Annotated in this window: 17 protein-coding genes; 10 read left to right on the top strand and 7 right to left on the bottom strand. The window is 38.8% G+C overall.

Annotation, left to right across the window (positions count from 1 at the left end):
* Window positions 1-183: 183 nt before the first annotated feature.
* Both BLL40_RS14060 and BLL40_RS14055 read left to right on the top strand, forming a co-directional pair.
* Window positions 184-756: an NADPH-dependent FMN reductase gene (locus BLL40_RS14060; RefSeq protein ID WP_083566543.1), complete on the top strand. Its 573-nt coding sequence runs from the start codon at window positions 184-186 to the stop codon at window positions 754-756.
* Between the two features lie 319 nt (window positions 757-1,075).
* On the top strand, window positions 1,076-1,276 hold the full coding sequence (locus BLL40_RS14055) for a cold-shock protein (RefSeq protein ID WP_018395257.1): 201 nt from the start codon (window positions 1,076-1,078) through the stop codon (window positions 1,274-1,276).
* Window positions 1,277-1,436: 160 nt separating this feature from the next.
* Here the strand turns inward: BLL40_RS14055 and BLL40_RS14050 are convergent, their stop codons facing one another.
* A complete protein-coding gene (locus tag BLL40_RS14050; RefSeq protein WP_073712499.1) occupies window positions 1,437-2,543 on the bottom strand; it encodes a CAP domain-containing protein in 1,107 nt (368 codons plus the stop codon).
* Window positions 2,544-3,005: 462 nt separating this feature from the next.
* The gene (locus BLL40_RS14045) at window positions 3,006-4,106 is read right to left on the bottom strand and encodes an SLAC1 family transporter (protein WP_073712498.1); all 1,101 of its coding nucleotides are present in this window, start codon (window positions 4,104-4,106) and stop codon (window positions 3,006-3,008) included.
* A gap of 258 nt (window positions 4,107-4,364) precedes the next feature.
* Between BLL40_RS14045 and BLL40_RS14040 the strand changes: the two genes are divergently transcribed.
* Window positions 4,365-4,556: a YwbE family protein gene (locus BLL40_RS14040; protein WP_073712497.1), complete on the top strand. Its 192-nt coding sequence runs from the start codon at window positions 4,365-4,367 to the stop codon at window positions 4,554-4,556.
* Between the two features lie 45 nt (window positions 4,557-4,601).
* Here BLL40_RS14040 and BLL40_RS14035 read toward each other — a convergent pair whose 3' ends face one another.
* Together BLL40_RS14035 and BLL40_RS14030 are read right to left on the bottom strand one after the other, a co-directional pair.
* A complete protein-coding gene (locus tag BLL40_RS14035; protein WP_073712496.1) occupies window positions 4,602-5,555 on the bottom strand; it encodes an L-lactate dehydrogenase in 954 nt (317 codons plus the stop codon).
* 199 nt (window positions 5,556-5,754) lie between these two features.
* The gene (locus BLL40_RS14030; RefSeq protein ID WP_073712495.1) at window positions 5,755-6,549 is read right to left on the bottom strand and encodes a TIGR00266 family protein; all 795 of its coding nucleotides are present in this window, start codon (window positions 6,547-6,549) and stop codon (window positions 5,755-5,757) included.
* Window positions 6,550-7,038: 489 nt separating this feature from the next.
* On the opposite strand from BLL40_RS14030, the gene BLL40_RS14025 reads away from it, so the two are divergent.
* The 4 genes from BLL40_RS14025 to BLL40_RS14010 all read left to right on the top strand — a co-directional run bounded on the left by BLL40_RS14025 (window position 7,039) and on the right by BLL40_RS14010 (window position 11,001).
* Window positions 7,039-7,494: a hypothetical protein gene (locus tag BLL40_RS14025; RefSeq protein ID WP_073712494.1), complete on the top strand. Its 456-nt coding sequence runs from the start codon at window positions 7,039-7,041 to the stop codon at window positions 7,492-7,494.
* 162 nt (window positions 7,495-7,656) lie between these two features.
* Window positions 7,657-8,904, top strand: a complete 1,248-nt coding sequence (locus BLL40_RS14020; RefSeq protein ID WP_073712493.1) for a DUF2642 domain-containing protein — start codon at window positions 7,657-7,659, stop codon at window positions 8,902-8,904.
* A gap of 71 nt (window positions 8,905-8,975) precedes the next feature.
* A complete protein-coding gene (locus BLL40_RS14015) occupies window positions 8,976-9,650 on the top strand; it encodes a hypothetical protein (protein ID WP_073712492.1) in 675 nt (224 codons plus the stop codon).
* Between the two features lie 379 nt (window positions 9,651-10,029).
* The gene (locus BLL40_RS14010) at window positions 10,030-11,001 is read left to right on the top strand and encodes a Gfo/Idh/MocA family protein (protein WP_073712491.1); all 972 of its coding nucleotides are present in this window, start codon (window positions 10,030-10,032) and stop codon (window positions 10,999-11,001) included.
* A gap of 160 nt (window positions 11,002-11,161) precedes the next feature.
* On the opposite strand, the gene BLL40_RS14005 is transcribed toward BLL40_RS14010, so the two are convergent.
* Window positions 11,162-11,905: a YqjF family protein gene (locus tag BLL40_RS14005; RefSeq protein ID WP_073712490.1), complete on the bottom strand. Its 744-nt coding sequence runs from the start codon at window positions 11,903-11,905 to the stop codon at window positions 11,162-11,164.
* A 105-nt stretch (window positions 11,906-12,010) separates the two neighbouring features.
* Entirely contained in the window at window positions 12,011-12,466 is a 456-nt protein-coding gene (locus BLL40_RS14000; RefSeq protein ID WP_073712489.1) for a hypothetical protein, read from the bottom strand.
* 335 nt (window positions 12,467-12,801) lie between these two features.
* On the opposite strand from BLL40_RS14000, the gene BLL40_RS13995 reads away from it, so the two are divergent.
* The gene (locus BLL40_RS13995) at window positions 12,802-14,493 is read left to right on the top strand and encodes a methyl-accepting chemotaxis protein (protein WP_073712488.1); all 1,692 of its coding nucleotides are present in this window, start codon (window positions 12,802-12,804) and stop codon (window positions 14,491-14,493) included.
* Between the two features lie 420 nt (window positions 14,494-14,913).
* On the opposite strand, the gene corA is transcribed toward BLL40_RS13995, so the two are convergent.
* Window positions 14,914-15,858 carry a magnesium/cobalt transporter CorA gene (gene corA, locus BLL40_RS13990; RefSeq protein WP_073712487.1) on the bottom strand — a complete coding sequence of 315 codons (945 nt, stop codon included), beginning with the start codon at window positions 15,856-15,858 and terminating at the stop codon, window positions 14,914-14,916.
* 199 nt (window positions 15,859-16,057) lie between these two features.
* Between corA and BLL40_RS13985 the strand changes: the two genes are divergently transcribed.
* A complete protein-coding gene (locus BLL40_RS13985; protein WP_073712486.1) occupies window positions 16,058-16,969 on the top strand; it encodes a catalase family peroxidase in 912 nt (303 codons plus the stop codon).
* 116 nt (window positions 16,970-17,085) lie between these two features.
* Window positions 17,086-18,477: an N-acetylmuramoyl-L-alanine amidase gene (locus BLL40_RS13980; RefSeq protein ID WP_245797957.1), complete on the top strand. Its 1,392-nt coding sequence runs from the start codon at window positions 17,086-17,088 to the stop codon at window positions 18,475-18,477.
* Window positions 18,478-18,561 lie beyond the last annotated feature (84 nt).

Genomic DNA, 18,561 nt, shown 5'->3' with positions numbered 1-18,561 from the left:
AGAAGCCAGCACCATTGTAGGAAAGCAGTTACAAAGAGAAAACTTGCAAATTAGAAGAATAATTTAGAATAAGGATTAGTTGTGGTAAATGTGTGAATTATCATATGAATTGCTTAGAAAAAGTCAGGACAAAATAAGTTACACAATAAGATATTCATTATATGTAAAAGGGGTTTTACCGTTATGACAATTAAAGTGAAAGCAATTATCGGTAGTACAAGTTCAACTTCATTCAATTTGAAAATAGTTGAACATATGAAAAAACGTTATGCAGATCAATTAGACATTACTCCTGTATTTATTAACGACGTTGAAAATTTTTCAGTTGATATAGAAAACAATCCACCAGCAAACGTAAAAAAATTTAAAGCTGATGTGAAAGATTCAGATGCTGTGTTATTTGCGGTCCCTGAGTATAACTTCTCCATTCCAGGCACAATGAAAAATGCAATCGACTGGTTATCTCGTGGCGGCGATTTCAAAATTAAAGACAAACCTGCATTTATCATAGGTTCTTCTATGGGTGTATTAGGAAGTGTTCGTGCTCAAATCCACTTAAGAGAAATCTTATCAAACCCAGCCTTAGCTCCTGTTTTACTACCAGGTAATGAAGTATATATTGGTTCTGTTCATGAAAAAGTAAATGAGATTGGCGAACTAACTGATAATGGTACAGTTGAATTCTTAGATTCAGTAGTTAAAAACTTTATCGAATTTTATAACAAAATGAATGCTACCGTTGGTGTGCAACAATAAGTTTAAATAACCGTCTTATTTTGATACATTAACGCGTCAATAAAAAAGTATTGATGCTAGCATTAAAACAGTAAAAGAGCAGTATGTTAAGCTTTTAATAGATGAGCTGTCTCAGTCGTTGAGGGGGCTTTTCTATATGTCATTTGTAGAGTGAAAAAATTACTTATAATAACTTGCTTATTATATTTAAAGATGTTATTCTAAATAGGAATTATTTTTGTTCGAAAAGTACAAGTGCTGTAAAGCTTATTGTCTTGATATTGCTTTGAGCAGGAATAGTATTATATTGTGCACATCGCACATCGGGAGGCAACATAACATGGAACAAGGTAAAGTAAAATGGTTTAACGCAGAAAAAGGTTTCGGTTTCATCGAGCGCGAAGCTGGAGACGATGTATTCGTTCACTTCTCAGCTATTCAAGGCGAAGGCTACAAATCTTTAGACGAAGGTCAAGAAGTTACGTTTGAAGTTGAACAAGGCCAACGTGGACCACAAGCAACTAACGTACAAAAAGCATAATCATATAGACTTCGTAAAAAGGCAATCTCTTCTGAGATTGCCTTTTTGGTGTGTATGGGAAAGGCCACTAACCGATAAGAGCGTACACAACGGGCCGGATTTGCACACAATAGCCGTCAATCATACATATAAATCTCCCACTGCATAAAGCAGTGAGAGTTCAATTATCGAAAAAATTCTCTGTATAGTACGGTTGTGACTCTTCATTGAATGCCACACCGACACCTAAATAGCCAAAATCATCACTTAAAATATTTTTCCGATGACCGGCTGAATTCATTAATCCTTCATGGGCAAAAACACTGCTGTACTGTCCGTAAGCCAAATTTTCTCCAGCGGCCATAAAGTGAATCCCATCGTCTTCCATCCTGTCAAAAGGCGATTTGCCCTTTAAATTTGTATGGTCAAAATAGTTATTCTTCGCCATATCAAGACTGTGATCACGAGCTGTCTCTCTTACGTGATCATCCCATGTTAAGACTGATAATCCGTGCGTAACGCGCCCAGCATTCGTCAGATCAAACAGCTGATATTCAAAACCTTCTTTTAAAGAATCACTTTCATCTGCATACATTGAACCTTTCGCTGTTTCCAAATCTTTATCAATAATTTGAATGGCGGTCACCGTGTTGTTTTCATGAATATCATAAAAAACGGTCACGTAATTATCATCAAGCTGGAAGTAATCATGCTCGCCCGTTTCATTCAAAATATAATACGTTAATTCTTTACGCAGTTTATCCATTGGCTCACCTAATTTCGCTCGAACGGTTTCCTTTGGCGTATTCAGCGCAATACCAACAGTAGATGAGATTAAATCATGGCTCGTGTATAGACCATTTACCTGATCATTTTCATCGTAGGACACCATCATAAAGTGTTGGTAATTTTCATGATAGGCATACCAGTCTGTGCCATATTCATTTTGCGAATGGCGTTTTGGCATGCCGATTTCTTGCTCGACGTCTGCTCGTGCATCTCCAATCTGTACATTGTAGATAGAAAATGTCTGTGAATCCGGTGTCGTAAGCGCTGGTTTGTCAACTTGAACAACAGATTTGGCTCCAGCCCCAACCCAGCTTTCGACTTTGCCCATCACTGTGTTGACCCCTTCAATTACAATGGGGCTTTCCCGAACGGTTTCTACTTGCTCCCCGATCACATCCATAAATGATAAATCAACATAAGGCTCTACGAATTCATCCCAAAGAGGCCGTGTATTATAAACAATGACTAGCAGCAATATAAGTTGGATTAATCTTTTCAATTATTCACTCTCCATTCTGCTTTCATTGTACCGAAAACGATTCGGAATTTCACGTGAATTGGTAATAAATGAGTGCAAAAATGAACATGTAAAATGATCCATTATTGTTTTATCCCGCATTAACGGGCAGTAAGACCCCCGCTTCAAGCCGTCGAAAAGAAAAGGAGGATAAGCGGGGGATCAACTGCCCGTAAAAGCCCGATTCCGATTGGTTCGGGCCGGCTGAAGCCGGTCACTCAGGTATTGCCGCAGGATGCGGTGCTCTTTACCTGAGTTCTTTTTTTATTCAGTGGGGGCTAAGAGGAAGGCAGACTAAGAACGTCACGTCCTGTGACAACGTCTGCATGATTCACATCGTGTGAACCTAACCCCCACTGAATGAAGTTTCACTTTATCACAGATTAATAGTAGAGTTATAAACTAATATTTTTACAATGATAAAGACAATAAACGCAACAATCATTATGAAGCACGTCTTTTTTGAACAACATGCTCCAGGCTTTCCTGCCAAGGCATCACATCTTTGAAAAAGAGAAATGTTTCAATCAAGAGAAGGCTGATCAGCACGTGCACACCCGATTCAACAACGATATGTTGAATGTGCAAAAGAGCCGAGTGATATCGAGATAAGTCGATAGTCAATGTGAAGATATAAAAAGTTCCGAATGTGAAGTTGCGGGCCCATTGGGAAACGTGGTAACGTCCAATTGCCTCATTAAGCGTGTATTTATTTAAACGTGCAGCCAATCGCCAAAGCTCAATGCCTTCGATGATAACAAAGAGAGCAGCGGCCCAGATCCACATAAGAAAGATGACACTGGGTGGGATTGCACCAGATGTAATCGATGCCAGACCCGTAATCGACATTGCACCGTGAACAATGCAATTTGTATTTTTCCATCCATCTGATAGCTGATGCTGTTGAAAGGATCTCAAGCGAATCATCATTAAAGCAAAATTGATAAAATACAGTGTGAGGCCAATAAAAATCGCAACTAGGCTTATGTACGGTAAAAGAGGATGATCAAATAAGGTATTAAACACGATAATGAGTGACTGAGTGCTGACAGTCGATAGAAAAACGATACCATGTATACGCTCATAGTATTTTGCTGAAAAAATAACTTTATAGCTTTTGATGCATAAAAATAAGTAAAAAGCCCATAATCCAGTATTTAATAAGGCTACTGTGAAAAGGATTTTTTGGGAGAAAGGATATTGATGATACAGAACGAGACATAAAATAGACGTAGCGGCAACCCATGTCCCGACTGCGAAGCTTTGAACCGGGTGCATTAAATAACGTTTTCTAAATACGCCCTTAAACGCGGCTCCCATAAATGACGCGATAAGGAACAGCCATGTAGCAAAAAGTGAAAAATCAACAACATAAGCTGTAATAACAAATGGGATGTCAAATTGAGGTGCGACACCGATAAGGAAAATACCAATTGCCATAACCATCGCGCCATATGACGCATCAATACGGCTGCCGCGAAACATCGGTGACTTTATAATGAGCTGGACGAAAAAGAACAAAAGCGTGAATATGGCCCGGTGCAACAACACAACCTCCTTTTTGCAGGTGAATTTACGTAATCCTATAAAACAAGTATATAAAATACATATTTATTGGAATAGATCTATCATATCAATGGGAAAAATAGGCGTCAAGATAGTACTAATATATAATTCAGAATCAAGTAATCGTTTTGCTTTCTTTCTATTATGTTTTTTTTATTCTAAAATAAGAGAAGCGAAGTTGATATAACATAGTACTAGTCGGAAGTAAGCGTTCCAACATAGAAAAGAGGAATGAACATGAATGGACAAAATAGAAGTGACATTAAACCGGGCATTGAAGTAAATATTGTATTGAAAAAGGATCAGCGCACCGGCACGAAAACACGTGGCATTGTGAAAGACATTTTAACAAATTCAAGTTTTCATCCGCACGGAATTAAAGTGCGATTGCAGGATGGACAAGTTGGACGTGTATGTGACATTTTCTAAAAAAGAAACAATCTCACAAAGCTGTGAGATTGTTTCTTTTTTTGCTTAAATTGAGAATGATTCTTGTACTTTTTTCAATGCATTCACACTAATATCAAACAATTGTTTTTCACGTACACTTAACGGGATTTCAACGACTTCGCGTACACCTTGACGGTTTACAACAGCTGGAACACCGATGTAGACATCTTTATGACCGAATTCGCCATCTAACAGAGCAGAAACGGTTAGGATCACATCTTGATTTTGTAAAATTGCCCGGGAAATACGTGTTAAGCCCATTGCAATCCCGTAGTACGTAGAGCCTTTTGCTTCAATGATTTTGTATGCTGCATCACGAACTTGAACCGCGATTTCAATCATTTTGTCTTCTAGATTTTCAGTGTGGTCACGAGCTGCATAGTCTTTCAATGGAATCCCAGAAATATTTGCGCTGCTCCAGACCGCTACTTCTGTATCACCGTGTTCACCGATAATAGATGCATGGACACTTGTTGGAGAAACACCGAAGTAATCGCCAAGCAAATAACGGAAGCGGGCAGTGTCGAGAATAGTACCTGAACCGATAACACGCTCTTTCGGTAGACCAGAAAATTTCCATGTTGCGTATGTCAAGATGTCAACTGGATTGGTTGCGATGAGAAAGATGCCATCAAAGCCGGAATCCATTACTTGCCTAACAATTTTTTTGGAAATGAGCACATTTTTTTCAACAAGCTGAAGGCGTGTTTCACCTGGCTTTTGATTCTCACCGGCACAAATAACGACAAGTGTGGCATCCGTGCAATCTGTATAATGACCAAATCTTACTTTCGTTGTAGCTGGAGCATAAAGAACGCCGTGATTTAAGTCCATTACATCGCCCATTGATTTTTTTTCATTTAAATCAATTAGTACAAGTTCATCGCACACACCTTGGTTAAGCATGGAGAAGGCATAGCTTGAACCAACTGCACCTGTACCGATAAGGACGACTTTATTGCCTTTGATATCGATCATTCAAAACTCTCCTCTATTTTTAAAAAAGTAAGTTGGTGCATATGTGTGAATCAATTTAAAATGTATTATAGGACGTCGATTGTTAGATTTTAATAGCCTTCTAATTAAAAATAGATAACAATGTTTCAAACCGATTAAAGTGCCTAAAAACGGAATAAAGCAGCTGAAAGAGGAGTAATGCTCATTTCAAAAAGAAAATTTAGTCTCTGTCACCGCCGAGAAAGTCAAACATACCTCCAAGTCCGCCTTCTCCTTTCGAGCCGCCATTTTGTGGCATCGCAGCAAAGACACGGCTGGCGAGTCGGCTAAATGGAAGGGACTGCACCCACACGGTTCCAGGTCCGCGTAATGTTGCTAAAAACAGGCCTTCTCCCCCAAATAATGCTGTTTTGACTCCGCCGACTACTTCAATATTGTAATCAACGTCGCCCGTCATTGCGACAAGACAGCCTGTATCGATGCGGATCAATTCGCCCGGCGCAAGCGTCTTTTTATAGATTGTTCCACCGGCATGGACGAATGCCATACCATCACCTTCTAATTTTTGCATGATGAAACCTTCACCGCCAAAAAAGCCGGTACCGAGTTTACGCTGCAATTCAATGCCAACAGAAACGCCTTTTGCTGCGGCTAAAAATGCATCTTTTTGACAGATGATTTTCCCGTTCATTTCACTTAAATCCATTGGGATAATTTTTCCAGGGTAAGGAGAAGCGAATGAAACATGTTTTTTCCCGTGACCTTCATTCGTAAATGTCGTCATGAATAAACTTTCACCCGTCAGTACCCGTTTACCTGCACCTAAAAGCTTACCCATTAATCCGCCGCCACCCTTGGATGACCCGTCTCCAAAGACCGTCTCCATTTTAATACCATCATCCATCATCATTAAACTGCCAGCTTCAGCGATAACTGTTTCTTTTGGATCGAGCTCTACTTGAACAAACTGCATATCATCGCCAAAAAGTTCATAATCAATTTCGTGATTGTTCATTTTGTCAGCCTCCTTTATATTCAAATGTTAGTACGCACGAAACTGGAAAAAGTTTCGAGATAATTGAAAAATGATGAACTAAATGCAAAGAAGCGCAGACAACGGCAATAAATACTAAGATACGTGAGACAAGATCGAAAGGGAGATGATGAGAAAGGTTGAGGGAAATGATTGAAATTATGGTGATTGGCAGTCCAGCCCCAAAGTTTTGTACATAAGGTGGTATGCCGACGCACATGGAAGTGGAAGGAAAATGATCTTCCCGATGAATTAAATCATTTGAGGAAGTAATCTCCAGAAAATCAGTCGTTATTTCGACTTCAGTAAGGTATATTAGCTGCCACAATTGACGTACAATCAGGGCCTTGTTTTACGAGTTCGTAGGTTTTAAAAATTGGACAATACCTCCAACTGGGCGAATGAAGCAGTACAACATCTTGCTTCCCGCATATAATTACAGAGACTTTCTAAACAGGAGGAGAAGATCGAATGGATAAAAAAATACTATGTTCTTTAGTTGGCAAAGCTGTAAAGGTAAACCGTGGTGGTCATGATTCCAGAGTCGGACAATTGCTGAAAGTAGAGGAAGATTACTTTGTGCTGCTCACTAAAGAAGATGGTGTTCTTTATTATAAAGGACACCACGTTAAAAGTTTAACGAATAACTTGAGAAAGGGTCTTGATTTTAACCTGGCTGTACCTGAAGGTTTTGAGTATATCAAGGGCAATTGTTTTAAAGACGTACTGTGCGATTTAAAATATCACTGGGTTACAGTTAATCGTGGCGGTCACGAGAAATATGAAGGTGTGCTGGATCATGTGCATGATGAGTATATTACAGTGGTTGCGAACGAAGAAGTCATTCGTATCTCCATGTTCCATATTCGCAATATTAGTTATGATATGAAAGTTGAAGGTTGTGAAGAAGAAAAAGATGAAAAATAAAACGAAGAGAAAATAAAAGCGAGTAATTATTGCCAGAGACAGACAGTGTGACCAGCATAGCCACTTTTGAATTAGGGTGAGAAACAAGGAATTGTTTCCAATTCATTTAAAGTGGCTTTTCTCAATTTTAAAAAAGGGATAAAACCTGTGAGGGGGTTAGTCATGTCGAGCCCTTATTTTTCAGAGACGCTTAAAGCGCTTATTGGGTATTCAATCAGTATTTTTTCAAACGATGGGATCTTAATTAAAGGAAGTCTAGTTGACGTTAAAGAGGATTATCTTATTTTACAGAACGAGAAAGGAGAGCATTTTTATCATCATCTTAACCAAATTAAATCTATTTCCAAAAATACAAAAGATAGTCACACAAACAAAATAAATCGTGCATATTTGCAGGCAGAGAAGTTACAGGAAATTTTAGAACAATGCAAACGAAGATGGGTCACAATTAACTATCACAATGATCAAGTGCTGTCCGGTTTTCTTAGCAAGGTCTTTGATGACCATTTTATTTTAATTAGCGGTGAAGAAAAGGTGATTATGCAAAATTCATATATATCCACTATTTTTTCAGGATATTATGAAAAAGTTGATTCCAGCGCAACGAACAATTCAAATGAAAATGGGACGTCCACCAATAACGAAACAGAAGCGACAGATCATTCAATTGAAAATGGAGTGCCTGCAAATAGCCATTTGGATGCAATGAGTCATTCAAATGAAACATCTGCATCTAACGAGACAGAGGCATCAGATCGCTTAGACGCCCTGCGGCATAATGAGAAGGCAGTCGAACAAAAAGAGGAGTTGGAAGATGATCAAGTAGAGCTGGTGAATTCATCCTTCGAAACAAGTGAGGGAACAGCAAGAGAAATGAATTCATTGACTGATGATTCTTCTGTGCGAAAAAATCGTGTAGACAAATATTCATTTAGAGAAAAGGAAATGGAGGAGATCGACTACACCCTGTTCGATCGAAAACTTCGCTCAAACCTAGTTACCCGTAAAAAAAAGACACCAATGCCTCGAGGTGAAGAAGAAAGTAATCCATCTGCTAAAAGTAAGACAAATATTCGTTATGATTCAGATAATATCTCTCGTTTAAAAGATGTCCCATCTCAAACATGTCGAAAGAACAAAAAATTAAAATACAGCAAAAAGAACAGAAGACTGCAAGCAGAAGGAAAACAAAGTGTTATGCAAACAACTGTACAGGTGGCAGAAGAAAAACAAGATTTCATACAGCCTGTTTGGACACAAGAAGAAAAAGAACGAATGCTCGAAACACAATATTATTCCCTGATGAAGCAGGCGGAAAAGTCTCAAAATTACTCCCTGATGAAGCAGGCACAAAAGGATTACATGAAGTTAAAAGAAAAACGGATGCAGGGAGAACGAATAAAGCAATAGATGGCTATATTTTTCTCTTTCTTTATTTTGGATTACACGGCTTTATGAAAAGAATAAGGGGAGATTAGCGAATGAAGTTAATCAGAACGTATGTGGGAGAGTTCATTCGCCTGGAACTCATAGGGAAAAAAGAAGTATCAGGTGAATTAGTTGATTTGGGCAGCGATGTCCTTGTTCTGCGTAAACAAGATGACTTTTATTATATCCCATTATTTCATATTCGAGAGATACGGCTGTTATCAAAAGAAGAAACAGATTCAATCACAAAATTTGATGCTATTACAGCACCGCCACTCGCTAATAAGTTATCTTTAATAAAGGTATTACGTGCAGCAGAGAAGGGGATTTTTGTTGAATTAAATGTTATAGCCCATCAGCCAGTCCACGGACATATCACACATGTGATGGATGATTACATTGCCTTTTTCTCTCCTGTTTATCAAACAATGATTATTCCATTACAACATATAAAATGGATTATTCCTTATCCTGCGTCCTCACATCCTTATGGATTTAGTCAATCGATCCGTCCAGAATCTAATGCTCCAGTTAAGCTATTCGCCCGAACGTTGGATAAACAAATTGAAAGTATGCAAGGCACATTTATTACATGCAATATTGGAGATAAAGAAAGCGTGAGTGGAAAACTTATGCATAAAGAAACGCAATTTCTTAATTTGCTAACTGTAAAAGAACAAGGTATTCATGTAAATGTAGACCATATCAAAGCAATCGTGTACAGGTAGCGATTGATGTATTAACAAATGAAATAGTGAAAGTGAACAAAACTGTTTCCGACAGTAGAGGGAGCAGTCTTTTTTCTTGTAAAGGAAGCTGTTTAAATTGTCAGACGTATTTCAAGAAACCGAGTTGTGCGTACAGGTAGAAGTCTAATCGCATATGGCTATCGATATTATTTGTTTCGGACTAGCCTCTTCAAAAAACACTCCAATGAAGAATTTATGATTTTATATAATCAACCTTTTCCCCAAAAATTGAAATACATTTGCTGTCACAGAGCAATGGACAAGCTGATTTTCCATTCATATTCAAATGGAAATCCTTTAATCAATCGACAAAACATGGTAGATTAATGAAAGATGATTAGGAAAGAAGGGGTATAACATGAATGTAGCAACAATCGGAACAGGTTGGATTACAGAACAATTCGTGGATGCAGTAAGGGAAAGTGGGAAATGGACGTTTGCCGGTGCGTATTCCCGCTCTGCAGAAAAAGCAGACAAACTTGGAGGGCCGCGCGTGTTTACGGACTTGAATGAGTTAGCGGCTAATAAAGAGATTGACGTTGTATATATTGCGTCACCGAACGCTCTTCATTTTGAGCAAGCCCTTTTGTTCATGAAAAATAAGAAGCATATTATTTGTGAAAAACCGATGTTTTCAACGACAAAAGAGCTTGAAGAGGCATTTAAAGTCGCTGATGAAAATGGTGTCTTTTTATTTGAGGCTTTCCGCAATCTATACACACCAAACCATGCGCGATTGAAAGAAGCGATTGAAAAAGTAGGACCTGTGCGTCATTCATTCTTTCAGTTTATAAAGTATTCATCACGTTATGACAACGTTCTCGCAGGGGAAGAGCCAAATGTTTTCTCACCGGCATTTTCTGGTGGTGCACTCGTGGACCTGGGTGTTTATCCGATCAGTGTTGCTGTATCATTGTTCGGAAAACCTAAAAGTATATCCTGTCACGTGATGATGTTGCCAACAGGTGTAGATGGAAGCGGATCAGTCGTTCTCGATTACGGAGATCATACGTGTACAGCGATGTATTCGAAAATTACAGATTCGCATTTGCCTGGTGAAATTGGCGGAGAAGAGGGCACGATCCTTATTGATCACATCGCACCGATTACGAGTATTGAGTTCAAAAATCGCCGGACAGGTGAAAAAGAACAGTATGCTGTACGAGAAGAAGAAAATGACATGATCTATGAAGCAAAAGTGATAGCTGAGATCATTGAATCAAACGATCAAGAAAAATATCAGTATTTCCGTAACGTAAGTGAAATTGTGATGCAAATTACGGAAGAAGCACGTAAACAGAGTGGTATTGTTTTTGATGTAGAGAAATAAAAAAATGTGTTTATCGCAGATTAACGGGCAGTAAGACCTCCACTTCAAGGCTTAGAGGAATGCAAAAGGATAAGTAGAGGATAAACTGCCCGTAAAGGCCCGATTGGTTCATCTAACCGTCCGTGAGGGTGAGAGATCCCTCACGGATGGAAGATTCACTTTATCTCACCTTTTTTAAAGGCCAGGTAAACACACTTTTGTTGCTTGAAAAGTGTAGAAGCGGTTCGTTTTGAAAGGAATGGCGTGGCAGGAAAGAAGCCATTGTGTTGTGGTGAAGGTCTGCCTGTGCTTTTGTAATTCTCCAGCGGTCATGATGAATATCACCCCGATAAAGAGTATTTCCTTTTAGAGTCCAAAAGCAATAACGCTCAAGGAGCCAGTATTCAAGGCTTTCCTTGTCAGGTACATAAATACTCGACGATTGTTGGTAACTTGCCTGAAAGCATTCCCTCGAGCTTCCTGGATGCTGTCGCTGGCTTGTGTAGTGCACAACCGGATCTTTTATCGTCATCTTCATGCGTGCATGTTTATAGGGAAGAGCGGCTCCTATTTTTGCACTTGTAACAATCGGCCACTTATTGGCATCTAAACTGAAAAAATAAATGCCGGGAACCCCTTCATAAGTGACGTATGTACGGACATTTAATTCCAGATAAGAATGATAAAACGGAAACTTTGGCATAAAATGCAGTCTTGTATGATGGGTTTGAAAGGGGATAAGACTCATCCATGCTGTACCATCACATAGGTCAATCTTAAGCTGCACAGGTATATGCACTCTTAAAAGATCAGCAGAAACCGGCCAGTGAGCAAACAGCATATTGCTCCATGTTTGTTTCATCATCCATTGTGAAGAAGGCAATGGGTACGGGCGCTGTTCCACTTCCCTAAGTTCTTTATACAAATTGTACAGTCCTTTCAATTGATCTTTCTATGTCCAGAGGAATAATAAAACAGACTAAACTCATTAAATAGATTTAGTCTGTTCTCTCTATGGAATTAAATCGGATCAATATGATTTTTGCGGCGCTTTTTTCGGTTTTTCGGCTTTTTTCAGAAGGTCTGTTATTTTGCCATTTGCTTCATCAATGAAAGTCTTCATTTTTTCTATATCAGGCTTATCCTTTTTCGCCTCAGTGATGAGTGGATATAGGCTATCCTCGATCTTTTTATAATCGTCAGGATATTGCTCCTCTATTTCTTTCTCAACAAGATCCCAATGTTCCTCGAGAACTTTTCCGGTTTCTTGAATTTCCCCCGCACTATCAGGGGCTTCCGCATTCGCTTTCAGTTGTTTTAAGGTCCCTATAACGTTGTCTAGTTTGTTCGACATCGTTCGGGCATGTTCTTCAATAGTATCTGTTTGATTATCTCTGACGGGCTGCTCGCTTTCATCCGTACCACAGCCAGCTGCAATCAAAACCATCAAAGCAAATGAAGCTGAAACAGAATAGAATTTCTTCATAGCGATCTCCTTTAACATCGTTTATCAACAGTATGAACAAAAAAAGCAATTATAAACGGCGCAATTCAAATTTTTCAAAGTGATCAGCAGTATACTTCATCTGGTTTGGGTCTCACACAATTATTAATTAAAATGGAGAGAAGTAGAGTATCCAAATGGTCAAAAAGAATACATTTAGGTATAATGGAACTTATTTATGTTAAAATGAGGAATGTTTTTTGTGAGGTATTGCAATATAAATAGGTCTTACGATGTTTTATCGCTAATAGAATTGTACATTGAACATTAGCAAATGAAAATCTACCTATGTACAATAAAACATATAAGGAGTAAACATGACAATTAAAAGAAGATTATTCTTGAGCTTTTTATTTATTTTTATTGTTTTGGCCGGAATTCAAGTATACCTGATTGTTGAAATGAATCATTACAGTAATACGATGGAGAACATTAAAGATGAATCGATTGAGAAAGTACTTAAAGCGGAACGTTTAAAGTTGGACGTCGTTCAAGTTCAACAATGGCTTACGGACGTAAGTGCAACAAGAGGAGCAGAAGGGTTTGATGATGGATTCAATGTTGCGGATACATATGCTATTGATTTTAATAAAACGTTAAGTGAATTAAAAGAATTGGAATCAAAAACAGGCAATCAAGATTTGGATCATTTTAAGCCATTATTCGATGAGTATTATAGAGTCGGAACAGAAATGGCGAAAGCATATGTAGCGTATGGTCCTAAACAAGGAAATGTTTTGATGGATAAATTCGATGTGTATTCTGAAGATATAAATAAAGAAGTAGATGTCTATTTAAATCAGACGACTGAAAAACTTAATCAAGATATTAACGAAATGTATGAAGGAACAAAAGCGAATATAAAATACACATTGATTATTATGTTGACAGGTCTTATTATAACGATTCTTATAAGTTATTTTCTTACGAAGGTAATCGTAAGAAGTTTAAGAGACATTAAAATGAGTGCGGAATTCATTACGGGCGGAGACTTAACAATACCTATTACAAGTATGCCAAAAGATGAAATTGGAGACTTAGCGAATTCTTTTGAAGTTATGCGTGCCCAACTGAATTCTTTGGTCATGTCAATTAGTAAACATTCCAATGAAATAACGGTGAATAGTGGAAACTTGAATAATCGAGCGAAGCGAACAGAGGACACTGCTCATCAAATCAATTCAGCGATGAATGAGATAGCGAGCGGAATTAAACAACAGGCAGTTCAATCAAATCAAATACTTGAAGCAGTCACCGATACAGCAGATGGGGTTAGGGATGGAAATATATTTGTAGATAATACACTTCAGGCAGCTACTAATTCAACTGTTATGGCTACAGAAGGAAAAGATAATATTGAGAAAAGTATTGTCGCTTTACAACAAACAGTTTTGGGTGTAGAGGAAGCTACTAAAAATGTGCAGGCACTTGGAAAGCATTCAGAGCAAATTGGTGGCATCATTAAACTTATTCAAGATATATCGGAACAAACGAACTTATTAGCATTGAACGCAGCAATTGAAGCGGCACGAGCAGGAGAACATGGGAGGGGCTTTGGGATCGTTGCAGAGGAAGTTCGAAAATTAGCAGAAGAAACGAAACAAGCGACGACTCGAGTTTCAAATATTATCGAAGAAACACAAAAAGATACTGAAACATCGATTACATTGATGGGAAATAATCTTGAACAGTTTGAACAACAGGTGATTGTTATTCAAACAAGCAGTTTAACTTTGCAACATATCGTGGATCAAGTAAAAGAAACAGAAGATAACGTTCAACAATTAAAAGACGTATTCGGTAACATCAATTTAAATACGCTTAACGTTCAAAAAATGATCAAAAATATTTCAGCGATTATTGAAGAAACGTCTGCCTCATCTGAAGGGGTTTCCATATCTACAGGTGAGTTGACGTCTATTATTGAGGAAATAGCATTGACAATTAGTAATCTAGAGAAAATCGCAGTAGCTTTGAATACTGAAGTTGAATTATTTAAAGTGAAGTAAATAAATTAAAAAATGAATGCAAAAATAATTAACCGATATAACGGTTGATCTGGGCATATATATCCCGCATTAACGGGCAGTAAGACCCCCGCTTCAAGATTTTGAAAAGAAAAGAAGGATAAGCGGGGGATCAACTGCCCGTAAAAGCCTGATTGGTTCGGGCCAGGCAGAGCCGGTCACTCACGTATTGCCGCAGGACGCGGCGCCCTTTACCTGAGTTCCTGTTCATTCAGTGGGGATAGCTGGAACGCAGACTAAGATCGTCACGTCCTGTGACAACGTCTGCATGATTCACATCGTGTGAACCTAAATCCCCACTGAATGAAGTTTCACTTTATAGGAAAAACCGATTTAAAATATAGTAAAAGGCAGCCTCATTCAACTTGAGGCTGCTTTTTTACATAGTTCCGTCATCAGCACTTAATCATCCTGTTTAAACCAACCTTTCCGCCAGAAAAATGCAAACATTGAAAGCGCGATGCCACCCATCAAACCGAGTGCGATAAAGTAACCGTAATGCCATGTTAATTCAGGCATATGAGCGAAATTCATCCCGTATATGCCAGCGATAAATGTGAGCGGCATGAAAATTGTTGTAATGACAGTGAGCGTCATCATTATACTGTTCATCCGATTTGAATTGATGGACAAATAGCTGTCACGCATATCTTTTGTTAGTTCCCGGTTTGATTCAACAATCTCTGTCAGCATGATTAAGTGATCGTAAATGTCTTTAAAATACACTTTGTTTTTCTTAGGGATTTGAATGCGTTCCGAGTTTAAGACGCGATACAGCAGCTCGCGCATCGGAAAAATAATACGGCGCAGCTTTAATAATTCTTTTCGAATGTCAAATAAATCATCTGTTTTGTAATTATCGGCATTTTCCGCTTCTAATTGAATAAGACTGTCTTCGATTTGGTATACACTCGGGAAAAAATGATCGACGACTTTGTCAATGAGATGGTATAAAATATTAACCGGCTGTTTGATTTTTTTCGTCTCAAGCAGCCGTTCCCAAATGGTATCGACTTCAACAGACGGTTTCCGGTGAAATGTTACAATATAATTTGAACACCAAAATATATCAAGTTCTTCCGGGGACAGTGTTTTTTGATTAACGGATTGAATGATCATAAAATTATGGTCGTCGTAATAATCAAGCTTCGGACGCTGAATAAAGTGAAGGCAGTCTTCAATGGCGAGCGGGTGAAAATTAAAAAAGTCGTTTAATACATTTGTTTCTTCGTCTGTCGGCATATTGAAGTCCACCCAGTACCACTGAATATGTTCCCCATGCAGCTCCTCAAGCGGTACATCGCGCAAAATCATCTGATCGATCGTCATGGCAGCCGTTCTTATCATTTTATCACCTTTTTCTTTGTATCAAGCCTTTATTATTATACAAGATGAATAGGAAATGGAACCGAAAACCGCTAATATTTATGGGAAATAAAATAAACTTATTATGGAAGAGATTTGAATGAAAAAAGCTATCATTGATCATAACTGGATCAATGATGGCTTTTTTCTGTAAAGAAAGAATAAAAATGGAGGCGAAAAGATGAAAGTAAATAAACCTGAATTAGCGAAACAGGCTGTTGATTCAATTGAAAATGTGGCAGGAACGTTCCAAGGGTATCGGCGGGCACATGCAAAAGGTGTATATTGTCGGGCCGTCTTTACACCAAATGGAAATGCGGTACCGTACACAACCGCTGCTCATTTGCAGGACAAAGAAGTGAAGGCGCTCGTTCGTTTTTCTGACAGCTCACCGAATCCGAACATGGTGGATATCCTTTCGCCAGTAAAAGGGATGTCTGTTCAGTTTCAGTTGCCGGATGGGGACGTGACGAATCTTGTCAGTGTGACAGTACCCGTATTTATTACGAAAACACCGGAAGCATTTGTTGAGATGCTACGTACGTTTGGAAATAAGTCGAGCCTTCGCGATGTCGTAAAAATGTTTGTCAACTACCCTGAAAGCAGAGCGGCTTTTCACATTATGAAAAAAATGCGGCCGTTTATTAGTTATTCAACGAGCCACTATTTTCCGATTCATGCGTTTTATTTCATAAATGAAAAAGGGGAGCAGCAGGCCGTCAAATATGAATGGGAACCGGACGACAATGTCAATATAAAGACGAAAAAAGAAGCAGTTATGCATCCAGGTGATTACTTAGATGAAGAGCTAGAAAACAGGATGGCAGAAGGGCCAATTGGCTTTCGTTTAAACGTCTGGTTAGGTGAAAAGGGGGATTCTGTTAATGATTCAACGGTTATGTGGCCAGATGAACGGAAAAAAATCACGCTTGGACATTTATCGATCACGAACAAACTAGAACATCAGGCAGATGATGTCGTATTTGATCCGACCGTTATGACGAATGGGATTGCGTGTACAGACGACCCGGTACTGCATTTCCGACGTGATGTGTACTCGGTATCATTTGATAGACGTTCAAAAGGAAGATGAGCTTTATTATCTTCATAATGTGTCAAAATATTTTAAAAAATGATAAAAACTTTTTGTAAGTTCCTATATACTAAATAGTGGGTGAGGTGGGATATTTATCGACTGGAGGTAAAAAGGTGAAAAAATTTTTAGTTATTGCATTGTCATTTCTTATGATTGTTCCTCTTGTTGGAATAAAGCCGGTTCAAGCTGCTGGTTTTACCGATGTTCCTTCTCGTGCATTGAAGGAAGTTAATTACTTGGCGGAAGGTAAAATTGTAAATGGGACATCGGCGACATCTTTCACGCCGTATAAAACAATTACTCGTTCGGAAGCGGCCGTTTTCATTGGGCGAACACTTCAATTGGACGGAACACCTCGGTCAACAGGCTTTACTGATTTGGGCTCTGGCAGCTTTACGTCAGGCTATGTACAAGCAGTTGTGGAAAAAGGAATTATGTCAGGCTATGATGGTAAAAAATTTCTTCCATATAAAGCTGTTACACGCGGTGAAATGGCGGGTATATTGGCAAAGGCATTTGGCTATTCATCAAACGCTGAAAAAGCATTGATGGATTTAGGGATCGCAAGCGGGCTTCCAGATGGAACGTTTGGTTCGAATCAAACGATCACTCGGGCAGATTTTGCTGTCTTTCTAGCACGGTCCATTCATCCTGAGTTTCGATTGAAATCATTAGGTGGGTTTACAAGTAAACTTCGGTCAACAACAGGGAATTTAAACGTTCGTTCAGGACCATCTACTTCGTTTGCCTCATTAGGGAAAATTGCCGCCAATACAGAAGTGGCTGGTGCGCATTCTATTGGCGGATGGACGTATGTAAAAACAGGAAATAAAGTCGGGTTTATCAGTGCCTCTTATTTGCGCAGTGAGGGAACAGATGTTACAACACCTCCTGTGACAGAAAACAATGATGCACAGCTTTCAGGTCAAACCATTATTCTTGATCCAGGACATGGAGGCACAGATTCAGGCGCGGTTGGAAACGGACTGAAAGAAAAAGATGTAGTGCTGAAAATGGGGCTTCAAGTGAATGACTTATTGAAGCAAACGCCGTTTAATGTGAAAATGACCCGTTCTACCGACACGTTTATTCCGTTGAAAACCCGGTCTACTTTTGCGAAAAACAATGGCGGTGATATTTTCGTCAGCATTCATGTGAATGCTGCATCAGCCAGTGCAAGCGGGACGGAAACGTATTATTACGCAGCAGGAAATCCGTATGTGGCAGACAGCCAATTACTCGCAGCGAAAATTCAGGCACGTATGTTGGCCGCATGGGATTTAAAAGATCGTGGAGTAAAGCCAGGCGACCTCTCTGTACTTCGTGAAAACAATATGCCGGCAGCACTAGCCGAGCTTGGGTTCATATCCAATGCAGGAGATGCTGCCAAAATGAAATCGGATTATTCGATGAAGGTCATGTCAAACGCGATTTACTACGGTATTCTCGACTACTATAAGGAAAAAGGCTATAACGTAGACTCACTTTATAAAGTAGCTGAGTAAATCATACATAAACGAACCTCCAATGATTTTATAGTCAATGGAGGTTGTTTTTTGTTGTAATAACTAATATCATTAGTTATTATA

Source organism: Domibacillus mangrovi, from assembly GCF_001906925.1.
GTDB classification, from domain to species: Bacteria; Bacillota; Bacilli; order Bacillales; family Domibacillaceae; genus Domibacillus; species Domibacillus mangrovi.
Note: the sequence above shows the minus strand (reverse complement) of the source record. Positions and strands in the feature narration are given on the sequence as shown.